The sequence below is a fragment of the Enterococcus hulanensis genome (genome assembly GCF_005405485.1).
Lineage (GTDB): Bacteria > Bacillota > Bacilli > Lactobacillales > Enterococcaceae > Enterococcus_A > Enterococcus_A hulanensis.
This window is the reverse complement of record NZ_BJED01000002.1, coordinates 55,759-80,330: the sequence shown is the minus strand read 5'-3', so window position 1 is coordinate 80,330 and position 24,572 is coordinate 55,759. Positions and strand designations below refer to the sequence as shown.

Sequence of the window (24,572 nt, the reverse complement as noted above, 5' to 3'; positions counted from 1 at the left end):
CATTCTCTTGCGGCTTTTGTTGTGCTTATTTTTTTCGACTGTTGATCTTTTTCGTAATAAATCCGATCACAAAGACGGATAGTATCTTGAATAGCAGTGAACGAACGGCACTGTTTTGTTTTGAATCCTTTTTTTTGTTCGATTGCGGGTGGAAGCGGCTCTTCGAATGTCCCGCTTTGCTTGTCATCATAGCTTTCATTAGATTCACTCCTTGCTTGATTGATAATAACGAATTTGACTTATAGCTTACTTAGCCTAGCTTTCTGGTTGAGGATAGTTTGGTTGAACTTTTTTCTTCTTCTGTCTCATCTTCACTAAAAGCGGTCAAGTCTTCGTATTCTTCATAGTATTTTTTCAAAGACGAAGTAAACTCTGGGTCCCACGGCTTAACGTGGCCTGAGTAATGCAAAATCTTTGGATCTCTGCGAGCTTGAAAATACTCTTTCTCCCCTTCTGGATCTGGATGCTGAACTTCTCTTTTCATAATATAGCTTTGAGCATTCCATTTCGGATGAAGCTGCAGCCAATGGTCATGCAAGATCGCATTCAATGCGTCTTGATCGTGAAATTTCAATTTATCAGGATTGTCGTGAATGTAGCGCAATACCCGATTCGTCACATTTTCCGATAGCCATTTTCTCATATTGATCAGCATAAAGCCTGAATTGAAGTATTTAGTAGAATCACAGGCGATCTCCATTTTCTCTAAACGATGATGGAAACCGGCATCTTCTACCGCAGCCAGCGTATACCCACTCAAATCAATCTCCCATAACTCGGATATATCTGCCAACGCGATCATGTCGCAGTCCAGATAAAGAATTCTTTCAAGGTCTTGATCACGGAACAATTCTGGGATTGCGATCCGATAATAAGCGGTTTCTGGGATGCGATCACTCTCCACTGCATCCGCGAAATACTTCTTGTCGATCGTTAAAAAGTGCAGCGCAGCATCATATTCTTTGATCGTCTCACGCATCAACCGTTTATTGGCAATACTGATCTCATCATCAATTACGTAAAAATCAAAATCTGCTGCGGAGTGTTCGGTATTTTCGAGAATCGAAACAAAAAGTGCCGATACGTGCTCCGCAAATCCGTCATTACAACTTGAAACTACTGTAAATTTATCTTTTTTCATTTTACCTTCACCGTCTCCATAAAAATACTTTTGTTCAATATCTCCATATACAATTCTTGATAAGGATGCCCCTCTAAAGTGTTCCATGGTTTATCATGGCCCGTAAAATGGACGATCGCCGGATTTTCCCGCCCCTCTTTGTATCGTTCATCATACTGTTTAGTCGGTGCAGGATGCTTGTCAAAAATCAACGACGATTGCATATTCCAACGGGGATGAATCGGCTGCCAATTTTCATATAAAACAGCATTTAACGCATCCTGATCATGATAAATAATCTTATCTCCATTGTTTTTCAAATAGTCGATCGTTTTTTCAGTAATATGCTCCTTGTTCCACTGAGCGACATCGATCACCATCACACCAGAATTAAAATAGTAATCATCAGATTCAACACCTAATCGTTCTAGTGCCTTCGTCTGTCCAGGATCGATGATGGCTCCGATCGTTTTTCCTTCCAAATCCTGTTGATACAATTTTTGGATATCATCCAAGATCAATGTATCTGAATCAATATACAAAATTTTGCGATAATTCTTATCCGCCAAAATCTTCGGCATTGAAATTCTAAAATATGCGGTAGTTGTAATATGGTCGCTAACTAAAAAATCTTCATAAATTTCTTCATCAACCTTAACAAATTGAATAACAGCCGCATCAGAATGTTGGTGTGCCGTTTGGATCAATTTCTCTTTACTCGATACCGAAAGATCATCATCTATAATAATGAATCGAATCGGTGTTTTTCTTGCCGTCTTGTCTAATAGCGTTGAGATCATTACACTCAGATAAGGAGCGTAATTTTCATCTGCTGCCGTGACTACGGGGATTTCTTCAATTTTCGATAGCATATATTCTTCACTCCTATCTCGATTTTTATATTTTTTAATAACAGCTAATTACAAATCTCAGATTAGCCCCCTCAACAGAAATAAGCAAAATTAATGCTCTGTTACCCCTAACATTTATTCAAAAAAGCGGGGAAAAATCCCTATAATTGGGGCAATTTAACCAATTATTAAGTTTTTATAAATTTTTAGATTTGTTTATTGATTTGAAAATATTTTTGTAAACTCATGAGCGTTTAATTGTTCATTTTCTGAAAATTGGACTACCCTTAAAGTAGATTAACTAAAAAAAGGACGGATATAGATGAAATTGGTAGCAATTGATCTTGATGGTACCCTGCTAGATAAAGAGGGAAAAGTATCTGAAGAAAACGCTGCGGCGTTAAAAGAATTTGATCGTCAAGGCGGAACTGTCGCTTTGGCAACCGGCCGATCAATCCAGTCAGCAAAAGAAGTGTTTGAACAATTAGAGTTAAATGGATACACATTGGCCTCAAACGGTGCCTATGTTGCGCGAATCGAAAAAGGCGAAATAAAAAAAGTGTTGAAAAGCTACACGATTCTTCCCGCTACAGTAAAGACCGCACTTTCACTCGCTATGAAAACGGAAGTAACCGTTGTGGCTAGCCGCGCAACCCAAGATGACCGCATTTCTTTTGCGCAAGATAAAAATGAAGTCAACAGTCCCTACTATGCCCAGTTTAATTTGAAGGAATCAAAAGTAGACGAACTGTGGAAGCAAATCGATCAAGATGAAATCAGCTATTTCAAATTAGCCTTTACTGATGGTGACACCAGTAAACTAGTCAAGTTGCGCTCACAATTAGAGAAACAGCAGATCAACAGCTCTTATTCTGATAAGTATTGGCTGGAGGTTATGGCCGAAGGAGTCAATAAGGGAGCTGCGCTAAACTTTTTGACCAAGCACTTGTCGATCGACTTATCAGAAGTAGCAGCTTTTGGTGATCAGGAAAACGACCTGGAAATGCTAAAAATCAGCGGAAAAGGTATCGCGATGGAAAATGCCGCGCCTGCGGTTAAAAAAATCGCCGATAAACAGACCAAATCAAATGAAGAGTCCGGTGTGGCATTCATTTTGAAAAACTTTCTTGCGTAATTCTCAATAGACATAAAAAGACGTTGCCTTTTTGGCAACGTCTTTTTATTCGTTATAGCTCAATACTTTTCGCTCGTTGATCGACTGACACTCGCGATTGTTTCTTCCATGAATGGCAATAAAGCGCAGCACCTGCTCAGCCGATACTTCTAAAACATTTTGCATCACATACCATTCCACCCCTTCGGTCAAAGGCGGCGTCGTCAAAGAACCCAGATAATGGTAATAACTTTTATTCTCAGGAATTAGACCTGCAAAAGAAAAACTGCCCTCACCCTTTCCCTGATCATACTGGTTCAATACATGTTCAAAATCCGGGTTGAACTCTCCGACTTGATAAAGCACCCCGATCACTGCCAGCTGACCACTGGCTGATTGGAATAGAAAATGACCTTCTAATGGAAAAATTTTACCATCTAAACGGTGCTCTCCATCTGCGTGAAAATGCAATTGGACAAAATTGAACACACGATTGTTAAAACTGGCTTGACCAGCACCTAAAAGCTGCAGGTTTTGACCATTATTAAGAAAAGTTGCCGTCGTTTCCGACAAATTTACTTGTATATTTGCAAGAGTATTATTGTTTTCAATTTGAGTTGTTTGGATATCAATCGGTGATTGTCGTTGACCGCCTAGCGGCTCCCAATCACCTTGATGGCAATAATCTATCAAAAATTTTGCTTTCATATGATCCCTCAATTACCTAAAATTTTTACAATAATATCATTTTTCAGAAATATTTTCCATCCATATGCAAATATCATGAAAAACGGTAACTTTTTGGGATTCATTCAATAGTTCGTGCCGGGCTTTTTCGTAGAGCTGGACTGTCACCTGTTCCACGCCGGCAGCTCGATAAGACTGCGCTGCCTTCATCACACCTTTGCCATACTCGCCCACCGGATCTTCTTGCCCCGATAGAAATAGCAGCGGCAGCTTTTTCGGTACTTTTTGCAGTAATTCCGGCTCCTGAGTGCGAATAATCAGCGAAAAAAGTTCGTGATAACCACTTAATGTAAATAAAAAACCGCAATTCGGATCTGCTAAGTAAGCATCCACCTCTTTTGATAAGGTGGTTAACCAATCCTTATCGGTTCGCTTTTTAGGGATCTTGCGATTCATATTGCCAAAGGCCAATTGATCGATCAGTTTACTGTGATGTTTTTCTCCTTGGAGTTTACCCAACAATTTAGCTGACTTTTGACCAAAACGAGTCAACCAGACTGGCTGCTGGCCTGTCCCCATTAAAATCGCGCCATCGATCGCTTCACCATAGTCATACAGATAATTCCGCAATACAAATGAGCCCATGCTGTGTCCTAAAACAAAGTAAGGCAAATTAGGATATCGGGCTTTCCCCCACTTCGTCACCTGATACAAATCCTGGACTAATCCATGTTTGAGCGTTTCATCGTGAAAGTAGCCTTTAGGATTTTCACTAACAGAGGCACCATGACCTAGATGATCGTGTCCGATCACCGCAATCTTTCGTTCATTCAAATAATTTGCCAAGGGTTCGTAGCGCATCAAATGTTCCGCCATCCCATGAGTCACTTGCAGAACCGCCCATGGATTTTCACATGACCAATGATACGCCTGCAGCGGTGTTTTCTGGTCAACAGAAAGTAATTCAATTTTTTCTACCATCATCGTTTCCTTTCTAAAAAGCCTTCGCTAAAAATTCTACTATGTATATCCATCTCAAGTTGGAGGTGAAATGATCAAAAAATGGTACACTATTAATAAATGGAGGGATGAAATATGTCTTGCTTAGGTAATATCATCTGGTTCATCTTCGGCGGACTGATTGGCGGCTTGACTTGGTGTCTTGCCGGAATTTTATGGTGCATCACTATTATCGGCATCCCGATCGGCTTGCAATGCTTTAAATTTGCCAGTCTGAGCTTTGCTCCGTTTGGCAAGGATATCGTTTACCATACCACTGGGATAAATTTGATCGTAAATATTATTTGGTTGATCGTTTCGGGCGTTCCTTTAGCAATCGGTCATTTGATCAGCGCCGCGTTTCTATGTATTACGATCGTCGGTATTCCGTTTGCTGCACAGTCTCTCAAGCTTGCTCGTTTAGCCTTGATGCCTTTTGGTGCCCAGATCGTTTCAATTCGTTAAAAAAAGAGGAATGACAGCTGTCTTCCTCTTTTTTTTATCCAAAAATCAAGTAAATCAGACCTGCAATGATCAAGATCAAATTCAACGTTACTTGAATATTCACCATCAGCGGTGTCACATTCTTTTTCTTGCGGCGTGCAAGGTTAATAAAAATATTATATGCACCGACTAAAATGACAAAAATCACTAAAGCGATCAGATACAAAAAAGTCACTTCCTTTTTTGTATGTAGTGTAACGTGAATCCTATCTCTCAGCAAGCAAAGTCAAAAAAATCTAATTTAATTGTTTGAAAAAATCGCGTAATTCGGCTTTGCGCCGTTCGCTTAATTCACGTTTGGGAATATCTTGGATCGCCCCTTCTAATCCGTACAGCAGATGCAAACAAGCCCCGTCATCTACTAGATGGCGAATTTTTAAAAAGGCTGCCTCTGTTCCCAGTTCCCGTAACTGATCAGGGGTCACAATTCCTACCTGTTCCAACTTTTCTTCATTTACTACACCAATATTTTTCATTTCTGAAATTTTCATCGCCGACTCCTTACTCCTTTTAGATTCATTATACCTTAGAATAAATGCGGAAACGACCGCTTTCACAAAAAGTTTGAAAAGCAGTCACTTTTTTCGAATTTTCCGGCACAGTAAGAAATTTTAAACAATATAACCTTAGTTATTTTTTAATAAAACGAGTTTCTTATGATTTGTTTAGGATATGACTTTATTTTTCACCATATATTAGGTTATTATTTGTATTAAATGATATTTTAATTTATCATATAAATCAGTACGGTTAATTTTTATTAAATAGGAATGGGGGTATATTCATGCTGGGGATGGATAAAAACACGGTGCTGAAAATTCAGATCATCGAAACGCTAGATGGCCTGCAGGCACCGATTTCTTTGAAGGAATTGCAGGAAAAGATTGGTTATGCCAGCCTTGGTACGATTCGTGTGAATTGCAAAGAATTACAAGCAATCATCGAAGAACTTTATACAGACGAAGATTATTTTTTAACTCTTCGGATGGATAATGGCCGCGGCATCCAATTAGACCGTTCCTCAACGAACCTCCAATCATTGACAAGCTACTTATACAAGTATGACCTTGCTTGTGAAATCATTCGTACAATTTTAACGAAACGAAAAATTTCTGCGATCCAGTTCTGCATGGATAAAAATATCAGCGAATCAAAATTGCGCCGCAAAATCAAAGAGATCAATCAAGATTTGTCTGATTATGATCTCTATATCTCTTGTTCGACCAAAATCAGTTTAAAAGGACGCGAAGTCGATGTGCGTCGTTTTTACTATATTTTTTTCCGCGGACTATACCGCCAATTCAGCCAAGTTGAACGTATTAACATTGAGAGCTATTTTCAACTGGCAAATCAAGTAGAGGATTACTTAAAGCTTTCCAATAACCCAACCAACTTGGAAATGATCTGCTTTTGGCTCTTAATCACCAATCAATCATTAAGCAAAAAAAGTGAACTTATCTTTAATAATACAGAAAAAGCATTGTTGAACCGCTTCAAATATCCCAAAAAGCCAGCTTTTTTAAAAACCTGGAATACAAATGAATGGCGCTTTTTCCTTTATGCCATTTACAGTTCTCTATTGAACGATTTTGAGCTGCAGCCTAAGAATTCTTCTAGGGATCTCTTTTTTAATCAGGCCGTTTCCCATTGGATCAAGTCTTTTACGACGCACTTCCGTCCATTGAACAGCCACGAGCAAAAATATGTCGGCAGCAAGCTTAGACAGCATTACGCAGCACTGGCTTTCTTCCGATTGAACGATCCCATGATTGATGAGCTTGGAAATAATGTGGCACTAAATCATGTCCAGTCGCAGTTTCCTTATTACTACCGACGCTTTAACACCTTTTGGCAGGAGTTCACCCAAGCAGTACCAGGCTATGATTATCGCCAGTTACGGATCTATTCGTTTTTAACCTGTGTGAACCTCTATTCATTAGAGAACTGCTTACCAGAAATATCGGTGTATGCGTTTTCCGAGCACAGCGATCTTTTCAGTATTTTTATCCAAGAAAAAATCAATTTGTATTTCAAAAACCGATATCACCTGACTTTTGTAGAAGCTCCGCGTGAGGCGCAGGTAATCATCGGAACAACACCGGCCTGTAAAAAATTTCTCTCAGAGGGCCAAGAGTCGGTTATCATCCGCTCCAATATCACTGCGACCGATTACACAGATATTGAAACAATTCTAGAAAAAATCGTAAGGAAAGATTTGGCACAAGCAGAAAAATAAATGAAAATAGGTTGAGAATTTGATTAAAAAAAGGTATCGTAGTAGGTATTACATATGAAAAAGGAGGCCGTTATGGTTTACGTTAGTGAAATGCATACTACCCCGCCGACTGAGTTTGGTTCTGAATTAGAGGAAAAAACCTATGAAACACTGGCAAAGTTGGAGATTCCTTTTTATCAAGTAGCGACCGGCGAAGCGTTGACGATGGAAGATTGTATCGATATCGATAACCGCTTAGGGATCGAAGTTGTTAAAACAATCTTTTTATGCAACCAAAAGAAAACCAAATTCTATTTGTACATCACACCGGCAGATTTTAAGTTTGTCACCAAAGAGTTCGGCAAAAAATTGGAGATTCCACGGGTATCTTTTGCTTCAGCGGATCTATTGAAGGAGCGCTTAGGAGTTATTCCGGGTGCTGCGACGATTTTCGGGTTGTTAAAAGATCCTGAGCACGAGATCCAATTAGTCTTCGACAAATCCGTTGCTGAACGGGAATGGTATGGCTGCAGCTCTGGTTCTGTAACCAATTATATGAAACTGAAAACAGCGGATATCTTTGAAAAGTTCCTGCCTTATACAGGTCATGAAGCGATTTTTATTGATTAGGATTTAAAAAGACTTCGCGAACTCGTTCCGTTTTGCCAGTTCCTTTTCTCGCTTTAGCGGGATTAGTGAAATGTTATGCACAATGACAATCAGATTCTTTTTTCACGATTTTTGAAAAATAATTTCTTAGTTAGGTATCAAATCTATTTTACTTGTAAAAAACTTTTTAATTTCTCAAAGGCGCAAGAAAAAAGTGTTAGGAGGGCTCTCTCCTAACACTTTTTTTGGACGATCTTGCTTTATTGAAAAGTTAATCAAAATGAGGTTTCTTCATTTAAAAAACTTTTCTAACTATCAAACTTAAATTGATCAATCACTTTAGCATCTTACAGTAACGCAGCCTAGTTCAATCATTGGTCCTGTAACTTCTTTTCCACAATCAGAACCAACCGCTTGAATTGCGAATGAGTAAGAGCCTCTTGATAAGCAGACATAGCTTAATGATTCATCAAGATAGTAGCCTTTTCCAAAAGCGCCATTCATATATTTTGCATAACGAACATCAATCGTCTTGTACGCTGATCCGTAGCCGCAACCAGATGTTCTGCGGTAAACACGTACTTTCGTGTAGTCCAACGTATTTGGATTTTGAGTACCTAAGAAAATTTGCGCTCCGTAATAGCGGGATGGGATACAGCCGCAAACAAGTCTGTTCTTGATACACCCTCTCAATCCACTGCCAATTTCTTTTTTCTTCAAGGTTGTTGCACAGCTCGATCCCCATTGCGGGCTGACCCAGTTGCTCCATTGACCATAATTTGCTTTCACCCAATAGTAGTAAGTCGTGCATTGGTTCAAGCAATCATCCGTATAAGACATTTCTGAACCGTCTTGTTTGCCAGGTACATTGATCGCAGTCGCATTATTAATGTTGTTAGTTGTACTGCGGTATAACGTGTAGCTGGTTGCGAAGCGCTGCGACGCATTGTCGCTCTTCGTATTTGTCCAAGTAACTTTGATTGCTTTGTCGGAAACAGCTGTCGCTTTAATGTTTGGATTCAATGTCGTTCCGCAAACAGTAAATTTACTGATGTTTGAGCTAGTAACTGTTTCAGCGGATAATGGCGTGTTTTTAGGACGTTTCACCATTACCTTGTAGCAATAAGTTGTATTATGGTCCAGCTTGATATCGTTGTAAGTAGTTGTGCCGGTTACTTTAGCGATTTCTTTAAAGTCGCTAGAATGGTAATCGTTGCATTTTTTGCTTGCACGGAAAATCTTGTATTCCGCATTGTTGCCTTTTGATTCCCAGCTAAGTTTTAACCAGTGGTGCTGCGCTTCAGTCACGCAAACATTTTTAACAGCATCCCATTTTTCTTTGTAGTTGTTTTGGTTACAATGTTTGCCGCTGTGGTTCTTGTCACAGTCTTCATCGTGCTTCCAATTATGATTACAGCCGTGACCGCTATGGCCTTCATCACAATCTGAGCCATGTTGCCATTTGTTTTCGTTACAGTTTTTACCACTATGATTTTTGTCACAATATTGGCCGTGCTGCCATTTATTTTCGTTACAGTTTTTGCCGCTATGTTTTTTGTCACAGTAGTCGCCATGTTTCCAATTGTTTGAATTACATTTTCTGCCGCTACTGTGGTTTTTATCGCAATCTTTGTCGTGTTTGCCCGCATTGTTGTTGCAAGTACGACCACTGTGTTTGCCGTCACAGCCGGTTTTATGTCTTGATGATCCAAACGTTTGAACTGCAGGAGCATCCGTTGTCGCTTCTTCAGCTTTTTCTTCGGATGTTTCCTTTGTAGCTTCTTCAGCAGGTGCTGCTGATGGAGCCGCGGCAGCCGCATCGATTTCATCATCCTCAGCTTTTGTTGCAACATCTTGATTGGCTAATGGGCCGGCAGCTTCCTGTTCCTTGCCATCGACCACAGCTGATACTTTATAGTAGTAAAGATAATCAGCCTTAAGCGTGCCGTTTGTCTTTAATTCCATATAAGGATCAACTGCATATGTTTTGTCACTCTTTAATGTTTGAATACGTTCAAATTTCCCATCCTGTTCTTCTGCCCGATACACGTTGTAGCTTTCCGCATTTTCAACCTTATCGAACTGAATGACTGTCCATTTTTGCGTATCATTATGTTTAACTGTCAGATTTGCAGGAGTATTTCCTTCATCTGCGGCAAATACTTGTGCCGGTACCCCCAACGAGGAGACAGTCATGATCAATAGCGTTACCAACGACATGATCCCTTTTATTTTTTTCATTAATCCCTTTTTTTTCATTTCGCTCTCCTTTTCTGCTCTTTACCCAAGTGCAAAAAGTGCACAACAAATAAACCCTACCCTAACTATTGAAACTACTATCTCCATATGGAAGATAGTAGTCGTTTAATTTTTTTCGGAGTTTGTTTTTGGCCAAAAACAGAAGCAGCTTTCCATGGACCACCCCCCATCAAGTAAACACACCAACAAGCATGTTTGATTACAGGAATTACTCTCTCTAGGTTTCCCCGTCTCTAAGAAATGTGATTATTAGGGATATTTCCTGTTGCCACAAATATAACAATTATTGTGATAAAATTCTATGATCACTCAAAAATCAAAATTATTCTTCAGATTATGACGAAAAATTTTCACTACACTCCATATATTTTATAATATATTTAATAAACTAATCGATTTCGCTGTTTTAACCGATTCTGTCAGCTGCTGAACATTAAACGCAAAAAAAAGACCATCAATAAATGATGATCTGCTTAATTTTTACTAATAGATTCGACTTATTGTCTATTAATAGAAACAATCTTTTGCTGCAGCCGATCATAGACGACTACAAAGGTTGCGATATCCTTTGCAGAAGTCGGTACTCGGAAATAATAGTCGGATTGTCCATCAGTCGGCGTATTCGTGTGGTAGAAGCCAGATAAGTACGCATGAGTAATATCTCCACGAGTATCCTTGAATAGTTCAAAGAAGCCGCTTGGATCGGTTATATTCATACTTTTTTCCAAAGCTTTGAATTCCGTTTGGTTACTATCCATTCCCGCCTTCTCCATTTGGCGATAAAGCTGTGTATCCGTTCCTCGTCGAATCAGTTCTGTCCAGGCAGTTTCAAAGTCCGCCGATTTGTCCAAATAGGTATCGTCTTTTGTAATGATAGATTTTACATCACTGCCGTCTTCGGCCGTCAACTCATTCAACTCTTTGTCGTTAAAACGAAGATTGACCGTATAATCATGACGCGAACCGCTCGTATCCGTAAAACTCCAAACCTGCCGCTGCGTCGTCATCGTCTGATCATCGACTAAACGCTGACCAAAGCCTACCAGATTCACACTGACAAAGCCGCTCTCCTCTGAACTTACCATGGGATAGATTTTACGATAAAGATCAAAAATATTTTTCCCATCCTTGGCCGGTCCATAAACCTTCTCGATCGCATCAGACATCGCCTGAGAACTCGAAAAGCTGTTATTGTCTGCAAATGCCGTGTTCAAAGCATCGATTTTTTTTGTTTGTTCTTCTAATAATGTTTGATCATTGACATCCTTCAACGCCAATACGTTTAATTTAGGCAGTTCTTCTTTCTTCGTTTCTTTGTCATCGCTGGCAAAAACGCTGAATGGGATCGTAAATTGCGGAAAATTCCCGCTCAAAACAATACCAAAGCTTCCGACAAATAAAGCGGCTAGAATCCCCCAAAAGATCAACCATTTTTTCTTCGTGTCCATAGTTCACCTCGTCTCCCCTACATTGTGGCGACAAATTAAGCAAGCGTCAAGTATTTCTAGTGAAAATCCGACTATTTTTATGAAATAATCTAAATTTTTTCTTGTAAAAATATGAATTTGATAGTTATTCTCGTCATTTTCTATTACACTAGAAGAAATGATTTTTTTAAGGATAGGCGGATATGGCAAATAGAAAAGAACGACATCAACAAAAAAAAGAAAAGAGAATAAGACCAACACGAAAAAAATCGTCACAAAGTAAATTATCGCGATCCACAAAGATCTCGCTAAGCATTCTAGCGGCGGTGCTTTTATTGGTGATTGCAGGGACGATTTTCTTCTTCCAAAAATATGGAAAAGAAGTCACTGCGGCGATCGATGCTGGTGAAGAACACGCGGCAAAAATCCAAGAAAGTGACTTCAAGCAATACCACCCTACCACAATCTTAGATAAAAATGGACAGGTCCTTAAGGAGTTAAAGACCCAAGAGCGGGACTATATCACTTACGATAAGATGGACCCGTTGGTTTCCCAAGCTTTGATCTCCATTGAGGATAAACGGTTTTACGACCATCACGGGGTGGATACGCAAGGGCTGCTTACGGTCGCATTGAACGCGGCGACTGGTCGCGGGGTCCGCGGTGCCTCCACCATCACGCAGCAATTGGTAAAAAATATTTATCTGACACCCGAGGTTTCAATCTCACGTAAGATCGAAGAGATGGTAATGGCCCAATCGTTAGAAAAGAAATTTACCAAGCATCAGATTTTGGAATATTACTTAAACAACGTCTACTTCGGCCATGGCGCTTACGGGATCAATGCCGCAGCGAAGGTTTATTTTGGCAAGTCCATCAACGATACGAGTCTTTTAGAAAAAGCGACGCTTGTGGGGATCACCAATAATCCGGGGATATTTGATCCGACAACTAATAAGAAAAATGCTTTGAAGCGCGCCAAGCTGATCCTCAAGGAAATGAATCAGCAGGGGTATATCACAAAGGATCAGTATGACAAAGCCGTTGCCGATGATATCTCCGCGGAAATCCACAGCAACGCGCTGAATAATCAATTGGACAATAATGAAGTCGCCTTAGCGGTGGATTCAACGACGAAGATTTTGATGGGCCAGCAGGACTTCCGTTTCCAATATCAATTTGATTCGAAAGAAGAGGAAGATCGCTATAACGAAGAATATACAACCGCTTATAACAAAGTGTATCAGCGAATCCTTTCCGGCGGTTATCAAATCAGTACCAATATCGATCCCGCCCTTCATGACCAACTGCAAGGAATCGTCAGCAACGTTATGAATGCGTGGCAGGATATCAACGGTGAGAATAATTTTTACACCAAACAAGCGGCGATGACCGTCATCGATAATCATACCGGTGATGTGGTAGCAAGTATCGGCGGCCGCGGTGAAGAAGGCAATCACTACAACCGGGCCTTTCTTTCCTACCGTCAGCCCGGATCAGCGATTAAACCGTTAGTCTCCTATGCGCCGGCTTATGAACGCGGGCTGCTGGAAAGCAGTGCAGTTTCAGATGATCGGCCAAATAATACGTATCCTAATAATGTTTACAATGGCTCAAAAGGAAATCTGACATTGCGCAATGCCTTGGCCGTTTCTTCCAATGTGGTCGCCTATAAATTGGCTGATGAAAATCGCAACGAATTGAAAGAGCCTGTCTACCAGCGTTTATCGCAGATGCAGTTCACCGGCTTGGATGTGGAAGATGACAATCCGATCATCGCTGTCGGCGGAATGACCTATGGAGCGACTACCCAAGAAATGGCCAGCGGAATCGCAACATTGGTCAATCAAGGAAATTATCGCGCACCAGTCAACATTCAAACGATCAAGCGCAAAGACAACGGGCAAGAAATCTTCTCTCAAAGTGAGATCGCACAGCAGAAGGTTTATAGTGACGATGCGGCTTACTTAACCATTGATACAATGAAGGCTGTCCACCAGAATACTGACGGAACAGCCGCCGGATTGACCTTAGCCCATAACCAATATTGGGCGGTCAAAACTGGTACAACCGATGAAGCCAAAGATTTATGGACAGTCGGTGCCACACCATACTATACCGTGGCTGTCTGGGCCGGCGACGACACACCGCAGCCGCAGGATAATGCCAGCGTTGGTCAAGCAACTAAAGAAATTTTCAAACAAACCATGGATCTATTGAACGACGGCAAAGAAGATGTTGATTTCCAAATGCCTTCTTCCGTACAAAAAGCTGGCGGTCAATTAGTCACCCGCTCCAGTCAGACTAAACAAGTTTTGGCAACACGGAAAAATGCTTTGGATACAGCAACGACCAATATTGATACCTTAGCCAAGCAAAAGGCCAATGAACTAACGGCAGCCAAACTCAGCACACCGATGGTGGAAGAAGCGTCGACCTTTAGTAATCAATTGATCTCTGAACGAATCAACACACTTAGTCAATTTGAGATCATCGTGACCGATACGCAGGACAACTGGCAAACCTTTGATCAATTTGCCCAAGATGTCTTTGCTCTGGTCCAACAAGTCGAGCCGTCAGGCGGTACGCTCTCAGAGCAATACACCAGCGTATACCGCAACAAAGAAGCCGAGTACGCTCATGAAAAAGCGGCTCGCGATTCCGCGATCAATACGGTTAAAGATCAAATCACCGACACGAAAAATCAAAGCAAGGACTTAGATAAACAAATCAGTGATTTGAAGAAACAATTAGAAGCAGAGAAAAAAGATGATTAAAAACAGTCGCCGCTCTGGCGACTGTTTTACTATAAGTGAGAAGAAAAGGAGTGATCTAATGGATCGTGTGTTAACACTTTTGACTGCTAAAGATACTAAAGAGGCTCTGGCAGCTTTTAAAAAGTTGGAAGCTGAATGTCTTGCCGAATCTATTTACGCGGATAAGCTTGAAGAATTTTTGCCGGCCCTTAACGCAGAGAATTCATGTGGACGAGGACGCGCGTTTAAATTTTTTATGCTCAACGCCCGCTGGGATTCGCAAAAGATCATTGACGCTCATCTTGAAGAAATTCTAGCGATCTTGGATGATTCCAAAGCTCCCGTTGTTCGTCAATGTATTCCCTACTTGGTTTATTTAACAGCGGCTAAACCAGAAATGACTCCGATCATTCGCAAAAAACTGGAAAATCTGGATCTCAGTCAATATAAAGAAAGTATGCAGAGTTTGATCAAGCGAGATATTGCAAAAGTTTTGACTGAGATTAAAAGATAAATCAATCTAAATTTTTCTTCTTTTTAATACTAAAAATCCCAGCTCAAAAGGCTGGGATTTCTTTTATTCTAGAGCGAAGTTTTAAAACAGCAACATCAATAAAAGCGTGAGCATCTTAATAATAATCGGCACCTCTAGCCGCTTAGTCTGTACATATGCCAGACCTAAAATGATATTCATCATTAAAGAAAGCAGCCAGTAAATAATCCCATCGGGCCGAAATGCCAAGCAATATACCAGACTGGAAACAAGCACACCCAAAAACGGCTTATCCGCAAACACCAGCCCGATGATCCCGCCACGAAAGAGAACTTCCTCCATGATTGGAGCAAGAATAAAAGTAAACAGCCCTATAACCAGCGAAGGAGCTTTCGAGAGGACTGCCATTGTACGCGGATTTCCCGCTTGTTCAATAAGTATGTTTTGATTTATTAGTATGGTTTCTGCAATTAAGATACCTAGAGCCAAGACCGTGCCGATTAAAATGATTTTGATGTTCTTCTTTGTCAAAAAAATCAAATCAAAAGAAAAAAGTTTCAATCCTTTGGAAAGCCGCAGCATAAAAAATGAAGTAAGCAAACAGAAAAAACAAAGTGCACCAATTTCAATCCCCGAATACCCATGACCGCTACCTTCCTGCGCGGTTATCAAAAACATACCATATAGCATCGAAAAAAGGACGACCAAACCGGCTAAGCCTAAACAAATCATGATATTCCATAGTTTTTCGACAGTTTGATTCTTCATGGCTCCTTCCACTTCCCTTTTCTTTTTATTATATTATTATACTCCCATAAACAGCAAGAAAAATCCCGATTACTTGGAGAGTTTTCCAAGTAATCGGGATTTTAGTTTTACATTTGGACCGTAGTGCCGCTATTGCCTTTAACGGCTTCTGAAGCTTGTTCAAGAGAGGCGATAATGGCTTGTCGGCCGGCTTTTGATTCGGCGAAGTCAATTGCGGCTTCGACTTTTGGCAGCATGCTGCCGGGTGCGAATTGTTTTTCTTCGATATATTTTTCCATATCCGCAACAGTGGTTGTCTCTAAGGCTTTCTGATCTGGTTTTCCAAAGTTTACAAAGACATGATCCACAGCGGTTAAGATAATAAAGACATCTGCATCTATCAATGCCGCCATTTTGGCTGCCGCAAAGTCCTTATCGATTACCGCATCCACCCCTTTATAGCGGGTGCCTTCATAAATAACTGGAATGCCTCCTCCACCACAGGCGATCACGACTTGCCCCGCGTCGACTAAGGTTTTCAAACTGATCTTTTCGTAGATATCGACAGGTTTTGGTGAAGGTACGACACGACGCCACCCACGACCTGCATCTTCTACGTAAACATCGTCGCTTTCATCCATCAGTTTTTTCGCTTCTTCTTCGCTGTAATACCCGCCGATCGGTTTGGTAGGATTTTCAAACGCCGGATCAGCAGGATCAACCACGACTTGCGTCAGCATCGACACTACTGGAATGTCTTCCATTCCCCGTGAAACTAATTCTTCATCGATGGCTTGCTGCAGATGATAGCCAATGTAGCCTTGACTCATCGCGGTACACTCTGGAAATGGCATCATATCTTCTGCTGTTTGACTCGTTTCTTCAAAAGCCAAACGAATTTTCCCGACTTGCGGGCCGTTGCCGTGAGCGATCACGACATGGTGTCCGGCCGTAATCAAATCAGCGATTGATTTTGCTGCTAATTCAGCTTTAGTTAATTGTTCATTGGCAGAATTGCCTAACGCGTTTCCGCCCAATGCGATAACGATTTTTGACATGAGGGTCTCCTATCTTTGTGGCTGTTGTTGTGTGATACAGTGAATATTTCCGCCACCGTATACGATTTCAACAGTATTTACACCCACAACTTCTTTATCTGGGAAGATCATTTCTAATTGTTCTAATGCTAAGGCATCATTCTTGTCGCCATATTGCGGTACGATTACGCCGTTGTTGGTGATCAAGAAGTTCATGTAAGAAGCGATACAGATATCGCCGTCTTCACGCGGCATTGTTCCTTCAACATAGTCGATCTTGAAGTTGCCGTCGATCGTGACATTTTCGATTGGGCAACAGATTTTATGAACTTTTAATTTGCGGCCTTTCGCATCCTTCATTTCACTTAGACGTTTGTATGCATCTTGCGCTGCTTCGTAGAATGGACTGTTTTCATCTTCGGTGTAGATACATGCCACTTCACCTGGACGAACGAAGCAGGCAACGTCATCTACGTGACCATTTGTTTCTTCCGGATCGATCCCATCGCCTAACCACAGAACTTTTTCACAGTTTAAGTAGTCGCATAGTTTTTGTTCGATCTCTTTTTTAGTCATGTGAGGGTTGCGCCCTTCACTTAATAGACACATTTCCGTAACTAAAACCGTTCCTTCGCCATCAACATGGAACGAACCGCCTTCTAAAATGAAATCGTCTGTCCGATAAGAATCGACATGTTCGATCTCACAGATTTTTTGTGCGACTAAATCATCTTGGTCCCATGGGAAATACAATCCGTCAACAAGACCACCCCAAGCGTTAAAGCCCCAGTCGTTTCCACGCAATTCACCTTTATCATTGATCACGAAGCTTGGTCCGCAATCGCGAATCCAGGCATCGTTGTTGGACATTTCGTAGACCGTGATATCCTCAGGTAATTGACGACGACAGTTTTGGAACTGCTGCTGTGAAACCACGACATTCATTGGTGTGAACTTGCTGATAGCTTTTGCCACTTCAGTGAATGCTTCTTGTGCTGGTTTTCCGCCATCGCGCCAGTTATCTGGACGTTCAGGCCAGATCATCCATACCTTCTCTTGTGGTTCGTACTCGCCGGGCATTCTAAACCCGTCTTGTTTCGGTGTTGTCTTTTCGATTCTCTTCGCCATGATAAATTACTCCTTCTTTTTTGATTTTTTTCACCCATATAATCGCCTCACCAAATAGTGTGAAGACGACAGCTCCGATCGTGATCGGTAGTTGTTCACTTAAACTTGCTGGATCAAATTGCAGTGGCAAAGCTGTGAAGATCAATGAAATAACGATCATAATCATTGGCAGCGCAACCAAAACTTTCAAGAATGTATCACTGCCGCCAACTCTAAATGGCCGCGGTGTATCTGGATCGATTTTGCGTAATCTGTAAAAAGCTGGGAATACTGGCACATATGACATCAAGAACATTACTAGGTTCAATGAGAAGAAGGCCCAGAATAGATCCTGATTCGGTAAAATCGGTGCGATAACAACTACGATCGATGCCACAACGCCATTCATGATCGCCGCGCCAATCGGCATTTCGTCTTTGCCGCCGCGTTTCGCGAAGATTTTCGGCATATCGCCATTTTCCGCTGCGTAACAAGCCGTGTTGTTAACACCTAATGACCAAGAAATCATATTGCCAAACAGCGTTAGTAAGAACAGGAACGCCATCGCGATGATGAACCAGCCGCCAGTCGAGCCTGTCAATAGCTTGAAGCTGTCCATCAAGCCGCTGCCGGTACTGATTTGATCAGTCGGGATCGCTACACCGATACCAAAGGCTGAGAAAATGTAGATCGCCGCGATTACTAGCCCGCCAACAATGATTGCTTGTGGAATTTGTTTTTTCGGATTTTCCATATCATCTGCAAAGGTACAAATAACTTCAAAACCTAGCAGGTTGAAAATAATTACTGAGATAAAGGATAAACTATTCAAATTAAAACTTGGCAGCATCGAAGATAAGGTAAACTCATTCGCCGCGCCTTTTGTCGCAAACGTATAAAGTCCTAATGCCCCGATCAAAATAGCCAATAGCATCTTGATCACAGCGGCCCCATTCAAAATCCAGACACTGTCAGCGACTGGATAGAAGCTGATCCAAACAATGGCCCAAATGAAGACCAATTCGATCACGATCGCTGCGACCGTTGGGAACTCAATCCCTGTAATCGTCGTCAATAGATCCGGAGTTACAACTGCTAATGAAGCGAGCCATAATGGATAATTGATCCAATAATACCAAGATACCCGCGAGCCCCAGCGATGTCCGAAGGCTTGAGTCACCCAGTCATAGATCCCGCCATCGCCAATATAGGTCGTTCCTAATTCCGATGACATTAATCCATACGGTAATAAGAATGCTATTAATAAGAAGATCCACCAAAAAAATTGCGAATTTCCGATCGCCGCAACCGGCGCCGCTGCCTCTGCCACGAACACGACACAGATAACGGATAATATTGCGCTCATCAAACTAAACTTTTTCTTCTTTTCTTCTCCCATTGTTTTCTTCCTTTCCGGTACAAGGGAAACAGGGATTGAGGATTTCCTCAATCCCCGAATGGAAATAATCTTGATGAAGGTTGATTAAAGCCGCAGATCATTTCCGTCCTCACCTCTGGGGTCTATAGTGCCTTGCCTAAGAAGACTTCTAAATCTGCCTTTGCTGCTGCTTTTTTCTTTTCATCGATTGGGTTCTTGTCTGCGTAATCATGCATCAAATAAACTAACAAGCCGCGAATTGAAGTCAAACGGTTTTCCGCTTCATCGAAACAGATTGAGTTTGGTCCATCCATTACTTCATCTGTTACTTCTTCACCGCGAGTCGCAGGCAGACAGTGCATGAATTTCGCATCTTTGCCGGCACGAGCCATTAATTCATCATTTACTTGGTATTTAGGATAGAACGTACTCATGCGTTCTTCTTCTGATAATTCTGCTTCATATAAACCGTACCAAACGTCGGTATAAACATAATCAGAACCTTCGATCACTTCGATCTCATCAGAAACGGTGTATGAACCGCCAGATTCTTTACAGATCGCATCTAATCTTGCACGATGATCTTCATTTAATTGGAAGCCCTTAGGACCGAATTGAACAAATTCCATTCCCATTTTTGTTGCAACTAAACCTAGTGAGAAACAAACTTGAGTCGCATCACCAATGAAGGAAACTTTGCAGTCTTCGATTTTCTTGCCTTCAGGTAAATGTTCGATCATAGTACAAAGGTCGCCTAATTCTTGAGTTGGATGGTTGAAATCAGACATCCCGTTGATTACTGGGATCGTTGCGTTGTTGGCTAAATCATACACACTGTGATGACGTTCCACACGAGCCATCAAAATATCAACTAAACGAGAAAGTACACGGCTCGTATCTTCAATTGTTTCATGTCCGCCTAATTGGATTTGACCTGGTGCTAAATATTCTGCGTGTCCGCCTAATTGCGTCATCGCTGTTTCAAATGAAACCCGTGTTCTAGTAGAAGACTGCTGGAAGATCATGCCTAACACTTTATCTTTTAATAATGGCGGATAAAAACCGTTTTTAATAGAAGCTTTGATTTTCAATGATAAATCAACGATGTACTGAATCTCCTCTCTCGTGTAATTTTCTGTTGTAATGAAATCTCTTTTTGCCATGTTGACGCCTCCTAAGTAATTTGTTTGCTTTTGCATCTTCACTTTAGGCGAAAAAGGCTGAGTTTACGATAAGCCAAAGGATGTAAACGCTAACATTTGCGAAATCAAACGAGTTTTAGCTGGTTTATTTTTAGATGTAAACCTTTTATTTTTCAAGGGTTTAGAAAAGTTTAGAAGAAAGTTTAGCGTATTTTAGGACGATTAGGGAATAAATGATGTTATACTTAAGTGAAGAAATGAAGTTTTTTGACTACGAAATGAAAGGGGATTCAATATGATAGCTATCTTCGTTTATAATATTCTTTTGATCATTCTATATTCCATCACAATGGCTTTTGCAATAAATTCCTATCTAAAAGAAAAAAACAAAGTGTTTCTGCTGATCAGTCTTTATCTAGCCTTCTTCATTTTTGACAACATCATTATTTATATGACCGAATTCATCAACTCCTTTGCCCAGAGCTACGACCAAGCATTTATGAGTGCACCTGCGGTTAAGACCATCATTTTTATGGGAAATGCCTTTTTCTCCATCTCCATCATCGCCGAATTACGAAAAGAAAAACTCAAAGCATTGCATTATGGCCTCTTGATCGCTTTAGCCGTTTGGATGATCACAGTCCCATTAATGGATAATTCAGCATTAAAAGTATGGCTTTACTATTTAGGAAACCAAGTTTTTCTCTTTTATTTAGGTTTTTACTGCTGGCGAGGTGCGCGAATGGACCTCCCCGAGTTGAACACAGGCTATTTAAAAAAGCTGGCGATTATCTGTATTCTTTTTAGTATCTTGATTGTCATTGAAGATAGCTTTGTGATTTTCAATGTAGATCAATACAGTTCGCTGGCAACCAAGATCTACAATCGCAGCATTTCAGAAGACATTTTTTCGATTACCGTCTGCTTACTATTTCTCCACTCCTACCTGAAGGCGCGGCAAGTTCCAGAGGAAGACACTCCTGAGGAACAGGAAAACTCGATTTTGATTCAAAGATTCTGTCATGCTCACCAATTCACGCAACGGGAAACAGAAGTTTTTGAACTGCTGATGTTCCACCGAACCAATCAAGAGATCGCCGATCAGCTTTTTCTTTCACTTGGAACAGTCAAAACTCACGTCCATAATATTTTCATTAAGCTGGATATCAAGAAGCGGACACAAATTTTCCCTATGTTTGAAGAATATCAAGCTTCCTCCAATGGTAAAATGACACTAAAAAAGAGCAACGATTTCACTTAGAAAATCGTTGCTCTTTTTTTATTCGTCTTCCTCATGATGATCTTCCGAAGAAGAACTTGATGAGCTTGAAGAATCTGATCCCCGTGAACGAGACTCTGATTCCGCTTTTTTGCGGGAAGATTCGTCATTTTTGCTGTCCTCAATCGAATCTAAAATATCTTTATAAGAGTCATATGTCTCCTGCTTTTCAGCTAAAACCTTTTTCAACTCCGTTAATTCTTTGTTGCGCTCTGCCAACGCTTTGGCTTGACGCTCTTGATAATTTTTTTCGGCTTCCGCCATTGAGGCATCGCTTTGCTGGATTTGAGTCGCAAAGCTATTGTTTTCATTCGCCAGCTGATTTTTCACTGGGTCCAATTTATCCAATAACTGCTGCTTATACTTTCCATCCGGCAGGACCGCCAACGTTTTTACCCCCGCCAAATAGTCCGATAAGGTCAAACCATCGCCTTTATTAAGCAAGTCCGACACATCAGTCTCCGCACTGGTAAAATCCTTCGATTGCGTTTCAGCGATCCGCAGAAGCATGCTGATGTCTTGGCCCCAATCCTTGTCCTTGGCAGAACTTTCACTCAACTGATCCTTCAGGGCTTTGATCTTATCTTGGTCGGGCTCCTTTAAAATCGGGTGCGCCGACAGATCCAAACCATTTAACACATCGCTTTCAAAAAGCTGATTCAAATCCTCTTGAAGCTCAAAATTTTTCTTGGCGTGATCAATGTCTTCCAACGTTTGGCTTTCTCCACGTTGCTTCTTAACTTCGGTTGCCAAATCATCAAACGCCTCACTTGAAATATCGGCTTTAAAATAGCCCGACTTCTGATCCTCGTAAAGATCGGCTAAACGCTCATTCAGCACCTTTTTCGTTTCTTTTTCTGACTGGATTACTTTATCTTGGTAGATGTGATAGCTTGCAAAACTTACGGCGCCAAACACAACCAGTCCTAATACCACCCAACCGATTGTTTTTTTGTTCAAACCGGCTCCTCCTCGTCAATGCTTTTATTTTTCCTAAAAAGAAAAATCAGGTTTATTTACATTTATACACCATTGCTTCTCAATTACTGATTGTTTGACATAGAACTCACAAACGTGCAGCCGATTCATTTTTCGAAAACTGAAAAATGAGTCGGATCACCATGCCGCATATATTCAATTAAACTTGCTAAAGTAAGAAGTCAAACTGGCAATTTGTCAATATTATAGCATTTTAATCCTAGCAAAACACAAGTTATAGTAAAATCTTTAGCAACTCTTTTTAATTTTATGTTATTTTAAAATTATTAGAAAATTCTTGGCATTCTGTCAATTCAAGGAAAATATTTCAACCTTTGAATTATTTCTGATAAACTCGTTCTATTCTTAAAAAAAGGACTGATTTTATTGGAAACTCATGAAGAATTGGATAGAGGATTAAAAAATCGTCATGTCCAATTGATTTCAATTGGCGGGGCTATTGGCACTGGACTGTTTCTTGGTGCCGGAAAAACCATACAGCTGACTGGTCCTTCGATTCTTCTCTCCTACACGATCACCGGCTGTGTGATCTTTCTGATCATGCGTGCTTTAGGTGAATTGATGCTGTCAAATTTGAACTATCATTCATTTTTAGATTTTATCGCCGATTATTTAGGCAAAAAAGCAGCTTTTGTAACGGGCTGGACTTACTGGTTCTGCTGGATCGCCATCGCGATGGCTGACCTGACCGCTACCGGGATGTATGTGAACTATTGGCTGCCGAATATTCCTCAATGGCTGTCTGAAATTATCGCGTTGGTCTTGTTGCTTGGTTTGAACCTAGTGGCAGTCGGACTTTTTGGCGAGTTAGAGTTTTGGTTTGCGTTAATCAAGGTCGTCGCTATCATTGCTTTGATCATCGCCGGGGTCTTCATGATCTTCTCCGGCTTCAAAACCAGCGCCGGACCGGTTGCCATCAGCAACTTATGGCGCCATGGCGGTTTCTTTCCGAAAGGGTCAAGTGGTTTTGTCCTCTCCTTCCAAATGGCGACCTTTGCTTTTTGCGGGGTCGAATTAGTTGGTCTGATCGGCGGCGAAACCTCTGATCCGAAAGCGGTGTTGCCAAAAGCAATCAATACGATCCCGCTGCGTATCATTTTGTTCTACCTAGGTTCATTGTTTGTGATCATGTCAATCTATCCGTGGTCAAGCTTATCAGCAGATCAAAGTCCCTTTGTGCAAGTCTTTTCCGAGATCGGGATCGCAGCCGCCGCTTCTATTGTCAACTTGGTGGTTCTAAGTTCAGCCATGTCTGCTTGCAATAGTGCTATTTACAGTACGAGCCGGATGGTCCGTTCCTTAGCCCAAGAAGGCAGTGCACCAAAACGTTTTACCAAACTGACACGCAATCGTGTCCCGGGAAATGCTCTCGTATTCTCAACTCTCGTCATTTTTCTCGCGGTGATCATGAATTTCTTCGTGCCTAGTCAGATTTTTACTATGATTAGTTCGATTGCAACGATCTGTTTCATTTTTATTTGGGGAATGATTGTTTTTACCCATATGCGCTATCGCAAATCAAGACCCGAGCTGGCCGCAAAAAGCACCTTTAAATTGCCGCTGTTTCCCTTTACAAACTATCTCGTATTCCTATTTCTCGCTTTTGTTTTGTTCGTTTTAGCACTAGCTCCCGATACGCGGGAGGCACTGATTTTCTCTCCACTCTGGTTTATCGTTCTTTTGGGGATCTGTCATTTTAAGTTTGAGAAAAATATACCGATATTTAGTAAAATTTTGCACCTTTTTGATAATCAAAATTAAAACCAGTTATTTATTGCTTTATCCGCTTAGATAAATTTTTCACAAAAAATAACCGCCCTCCAAATTCATAATGCTTGGAAGGCGGTTT

General features: G+C 41.0%; 23 protein-coding genes. 8 read left to right on the top strand and 15 right to left on the bottom strand.

All coding sequences use genetic code 11. The annotated features are described in order from the left end of the window. Positions 1 to 25 precede the first annotated feature (25 nt). From FFR60_RS02970 to FFR60_RS02960, 3 genes are read right to left on the bottom strand one after another with little or no spacing between them, the layout of a single operon-like run. Positions 26 to 199: a hypothetical protein gene (locus tag FFR60_RS02970; protein ID WP_171004852.1), complete on the bottom strand. Its 174-nt coding sequence runs from the start codon at positions 197 to 199 to the stop codon at positions 26 to 28. Between the two features lie 51 nt (positions 200 to 250). Further along, positions 251 to 1,141 carry a glycosyltransferase family 8 protein gene (locus FFR60_RS02965; protein ID WP_137662956.1) on the bottom strand — a complete coding sequence of 297 codons (891 nt, stop codon included), beginning with the start codon at positions 1,139 to 1,141 and terminating at the stop codon, positions 251 to 253. Beyond that, on the bottom strand, positions 1,138 to 1,992 hold the full coding sequence (locus tag FFR60_RS02960; RefSeq protein WP_137662955.1) for a glycosyltransferase family 8 protein: 855 nt from the start codon (positions 1,990 to 1,992) through the stop codon (positions 1,138 to 1,140). The genes FFR60_RS02965 and FFR60_RS02960 overlap by 4 nt, the downstream gene beginning before the upstream one ends. Before the next feature lie 301 nt (positions 1,993 to 2,293). Between FFR60_RS02960 and FFR60_RS02955 the strand changes: the two genes are divergently transcribed. Next, positions 2,294 to 3,106 (top strand): Cof-type HAD-IIB family hydrolase, encoded by an 813-nt coding sequence (locus FFR60_RS02955; protein ID WP_137662954.1) that lies wholly within the window; start codon positions 2,294 to 2,296, stop codon positions 3,104 to 3,106. Between the two features lie 45 nt (positions 3,107 to 3,151). Here the strand turns inward: FFR60_RS02955 and FFR60_RS02950 are convergent, their stop codons facing one another. Further along, complete coding sequence (locus tag FFR60_RS02950) at positions 3,152 to 3,793, bottom strand: carbonic anhydrase family protein (protein ID WP_137662953.1); 642 nt, start codon at positions 3,791 to 3,793, stop codon at positions 3,152 to 3,154. A 36-nt stretch (positions 3,794 to 3,829) separates the two neighbouring features. Continuing rightward, positions 3,830 to 4,756 carry an alpha/beta fold hydrolase gene (locus tag FFR60_RS02945; protein WP_249354936.1) on the bottom strand — a complete coding sequence of 309 codons (927 nt, stop codon included), beginning with the start codon at positions 4,754 to 4,756 and terminating at the stop codon, positions 3,830 to 3,832. Positions 4,757 to 4,867: 111 nt separating this feature from the next. On the opposite strand from FFR60_RS02945, the gene FFR60_RS02940 reads away from it, so the two are divergent. Next, positions 4,868 to 5,236, top strand: a complete 369-nt coding sequence (locus FFR60_RS02940; RefSeq protein ID WP_088935339.1) for a YccF domain-containing protein — start codon at positions 4,868 to 4,870, stop codon at positions 5,234 to 5,236. 34 nt (positions 5,237 to 5,270) lie between these two features. Here the strand turns inward: FFR60_RS02940 and FFR60_RS02935 are convergent, their stop codons facing one another. Continuing rightward, positions 5,271 to 5,450, bottom strand: a complete 180-nt coding sequence (locus tag FFR60_RS02935; RefSeq protein WP_249354935.1) for a hypothetical protein — start codon at positions 5,448 to 5,450, stop codon at positions 5,271 to 5,273. Positions 5,451 to 5,511: 61 nt separating this feature from the next. Beyond that, complete coding sequence (locus tag FFR60_RS02930) at positions 5,512 to 5,766, bottom strand: TfoX/Sxy family DNA transformation protein (protein ID WP_088935340.1); 255 nt, start codon at positions 5,764 to 5,766, stop codon at positions 5,512 to 5,514. Between the two features lie 293 nt (positions 5,767 to 6,059). Here FFR60_RS02930 and FFR60_RS02925 point away from each other — a divergent pair, with 293 nt between their 5' ends. Next, positions 6,060 to 7,511 carry a helix-turn-helix domain-containing protein gene (locus FFR60_RS02925; protein WP_137662952.1) on the top strand — a complete coding sequence of 484 codons (1,452 nt, stop codon included), beginning with the start codon at positions 6,060 to 6,062 and terminating at the stop codon, positions 7,509 to 7,511. Between the two features lie 72 nt (positions 7,512 to 7,583). Further along, positions 7,584 to 8,120, top strand: coding sequence for a prolyl-tRNA synthetase associated domain-containing protein (locus tag FFR60_RS02920; RefSeq protein ID WP_088935342.1), 537 nt, complete (start codon positions 7,584 to 7,586; stop codon positions 8,118 to 8,120). Positions 8,121 to 8,438: 318 nt separating this feature from the next. Here the strand turns inward: FFR60_RS02920 and FFR60_RS02915 are convergent, their stop codons facing one another. Together FFR60_RS02915 and FFR60_RS02910 are read right to left on the bottom strand one after the other, a co-directional pair. Next, positions 8,439 to 10,358 carry a fibronectin type III domain-containing protein gene (locus FFR60_RS02915; protein WP_137662951.1) on the bottom strand — a complete coding sequence of 640 codons (1,920 nt, stop codon included), beginning with the start codon at positions 10,356 to 10,358 and terminating at the stop codon, positions 8,439 to 8,441. A 497-nt stretch (positions 10,359 to 10,855) separates the two neighbouring features. Then, on the bottom strand, positions 10,856 to 11,806 hold the full coding sequence (locus FFR60_RS02910; RefSeq protein ID WP_088935344.1) for a hypothetical protein: 951 nt from the start codon (positions 11,804 to 11,806) through the stop codon (positions 10,856 to 10,858). Between the two features lie 182 nt (positions 11,807 to 11,988). Between FFR60_RS02910 and FFR60_RS02905 the strand changes: the two genes are divergently transcribed. Both FFR60_RS02905 and FFR60_RS02900 read left to right on the top strand, forming a co-directional pair. Next, positions 11,989 to 14,562: a transglycosylase domain-containing protein gene (locus FFR60_RS02905; protein ID WP_137662950.1), complete on the top strand. Its 2,574-nt coding sequence runs from the start codon at positions 11,989 to 11,991 to the stop codon at positions 14,560 to 14,562. Positions 14,563 to 14,620: 58 nt separating this feature from the next. Continuing rightward, a complete protein-coding gene (locus FFR60_RS02900; RefSeq protein WP_137662949.1) occupies positions 14,621 to 15,055 on the top strand; it encodes a hypothetical protein in 435 nt (144 codons plus the stop codon). 81 nt (positions 15,056 to 15,136) lie between these two features. Here the strand turns inward: FFR60_RS02900 and FFR60_RS02895 are convergent, their stop codons facing one another. The 5 genes from FFR60_RS02895 to ptcA all read right to left on the bottom strand — a co-directional run bounded on the left by FFR60_RS02895 (position 15,137) and on the right by ptcA (position 20,466). Then, the gene (locus tag FFR60_RS02895; protein ID WP_137662948.1) at positions 15,137 to 15,802 is read right to left on the bottom strand and encodes a CPBP family intramembrane glutamic endopeptidase; all 666 of its coding nucleotides are present in this window, start codon (positions 15,800 to 15,802) and stop codon (positions 15,137 to 15,139) included. A 107-nt stretch (positions 15,803 to 15,909) separates the two neighbouring features. After that, positions 15,910 to 16,839 carry a carbamate kinase gene (arcC, locus tag FFR60_RS02890; RefSeq protein WP_088935348.1) on the bottom strand — a complete coding sequence of 310 codons (930 nt, stop codon included), beginning with the start codon at positions 16,837 to 16,839 and terminating at the stop codon, positions 15,910 to 15,912. A 9-nt stretch (positions 16,840 to 16,848) separates the two neighbouring features. After that, on the bottom strand, positions 16,849 to 17,946 hold the full coding sequence (gene aguA / locus FFR60_RS02885) for an agmatine deiminase (RefSeq protein ID WP_137662947.1): 1,098 nt from the start codon (positions 17,944 to 17,946) through the stop codon (positions 16,849 to 16,851). Next, on the bottom strand, positions 17,900 to 19,324 hold the full coding sequence (locus tag FFR60_RS02880; RefSeq protein WP_137662946.1) for an APC family permease: 1,425 nt from the start codon (positions 19,322 to 19,324) through the stop codon (positions 17,900 to 17,902). The genes aguA and FFR60_RS02880 overlap by 47 nt, the downstream gene beginning before the upstream one ends. 122 nt (positions 19,325 to 19,446) lie before the next feature. Further along, complete coding sequence (gene ptcA, locus FFR60_RS02875) at positions 19,447 to 20,466, bottom strand: putrescine carbamoyltransferase (protein ID WP_088935351.1); 1,020 nt, start codon at positions 20,464 to 20,466, stop codon at positions 19,447 to 19,449. 274 nt (positions 20,467 to 20,740) lie between these two features. On the opposite strand from ptcA, the gene FFR60_RS23065 reads away from it, so the two are divergent. After that, positions 20,741 to 21,706: a response regulator transcription factor gene (locus tag FFR60_RS23065; protein WP_137662945.1), complete on the top strand. Its 966-nt coding sequence runs from the start codon at positions 20,741 to 20,743 to the stop codon at positions 21,704 to 21,706. 18 nt (positions 21,707 to 21,724) lie between these two features. On the opposite strand, the gene FFR60_RS02865 is transcribed toward FFR60_RS23065, so the two are convergent. Continuing rightward, positions 21,725 to 22,684 (bottom strand): hypothetical protein, encoded by a 960-nt coding sequence (locus FFR60_RS02865; protein WP_137662944.1) that lies wholly within the window; start codon positions 22,682 to 22,684, stop codon positions 21,725 to 21,727. 405 nt (positions 22,685 to 23,089) lie between these two features. On the opposite strand from FFR60_RS02865, the gene FFR60_RS02860 reads away from it, so the two are divergent. Next, the gene (locus tag FFR60_RS02860) at positions 23,090 to 24,484 is read left to right on the top strand and encodes an amino acid permease (RefSeq protein ID WP_137662943.1); all 1,395 of its coding nucleotides are present in this window, start codon (positions 23,090 to 23,092) and stop codon (positions 24,482 to 24,484) included. The last annotated feature ends 88 nt before the right edge of the window (positions 24,485 to 24,572 follow it).

Excerpts from the sequence above, each read along its gene's own strand:
- FFR60_RS02960 (WP_137662955.1), bottom strand. The coding sequence starts at position 1,992 with ATGCTATCGAAAATTGAAGAAATCCCCGTAGTCACGGCAGCAGATGAA.
- FFR60_RS02925 (WP_137662952.1), top strand. The coding sequence starts at position 6,060 with ATGCTGGGGATGGATAAAAACACGGTGCTGAAAATTCAGATCATCGAA.
- ptcA (WP_088935351.1), bottom strand. The coding sequence starts at position 20,466 with ATGGCAAAAAGAGATTTCATTACAACAGAAAATTACACGAGAGAGGAG.
- aguA (WP_137662947.1), bottom strand. The coding sequence starts at position 17,946 with ATGGCGAAGAGAATCGAAAAGACAACACCGAAACAAGACGGGTTTAGA.
- FFR60_RS02895 (WP_137662948.1), bottom strand. The coding sequence starts at position 15,802 with ATGAAGAATCAAACTGTCGAAAAACTATGGAATATCATGATTTGTTTA.
- FFR60_RS02905 (WP_137662950.1), top strand. The coding sequence starts at position 11,989 with ATGGCAAATAGAAAAGAACGACATCAACAAAAAAAAGAAAAGAGAATA.
- FFR60_RS02910 (WP_088935344.1), bottom strand. The coding sequence starts at position 11,806 with ATGGACACGAAGAAAAAATGGTTGATCTTTTGGGGGATTCTAGCCGCT.
- FFR60_RS02880 (WP_137662946.1), bottom strand. The coding sequence starts at position 19,324 with ATGGGAGAAGAAAAGAAGAAAAAGTTTAGTTTGATGAGCGCAATATTA.
- arcC (WP_088935348.1), bottom strand. The coding sequence starts at position 16,839 with ATGTCAAAAATCGTTATCGCATTGGGCGGAAACGCGTTAGGCAATTCT.
- FFR60_RS02970 (WP_171004852.1), bottom strand. The coding sequence starts at position 199 with ATGAAAGCTATGATGACAAGCAAAGCGGGACATTCGAAGAGCCGCTTC.
- FFR60_RS02930 (WP_088935340.1), bottom strand. The coding sequence starts at position 5,766 with ATGAAAATTTCAGAAATGAAAAATATTGGTGTAGTAAATGAAGAAAAG.
- FFR60_RS23065 (WP_137662945.1), top strand. The coding sequence starts at position 20,741 with ATGATAGCTATCTTCGTTTATAATATTCTTTTGATCATTCTATATTCC.
- FFR60_RS02915 (WP_137662951.1), bottom strand. The coding sequence starts at position 10,358 with ATGAAAAAAAAGGGATTAATGAAAAAAATAAAAGGGATCATGTCGTTG.
- FFR60_RS02950 (WP_137662953.1), bottom strand. The coding sequence starts at position 3,793 with ATGAAAGCAAAATTTTTGATAGATTATTGCCATCAAGGTGATTGGGAG.
- FFR60_RS02940 (WP_088935339.1), top strand. The coding sequence starts at position 4,868 with ATGTCTTGCTTAGGTAATATCATCTGGTTCATCTTCGGCGGACTGATT.
- FFR60_RS02900 (WP_137662949.1), top strand. The coding sequence starts at position 14,621 with ATGGATCGTGTGTTAACACTTTTGACTGCTAAAGATACTAAAGAGGCT.
- FFR60_RS02945 (WP_249354936.1), bottom strand. The coding sequence starts at position 4,756 with ATGATGGTAGAAAAAATTGAATTACTTTCTGTTGACCAGAAAACACCG.
- FFR60_RS02955 (WP_137662954.1), top strand. The coding sequence starts at position 2,294 with ATGAAATTGGTAGCAATTGATCTTGATGGTACCCTGCTAGATAAAGAG.
- FFR60_RS02920 (WP_088935342.1), top strand. The coding sequence starts at position 7,584 with ATGGTTTACGTTAGTGAAATGCATACTACCCCGCCGACTGAGTTTGGT.
- FFR60_RS02965 (WP_137662956.1), bottom strand. The coding sequence starts at position 1,141 with ATGAAAAAAGATAAATTTACAGTAGTTTCAAGTTGTAATGACGGATTT.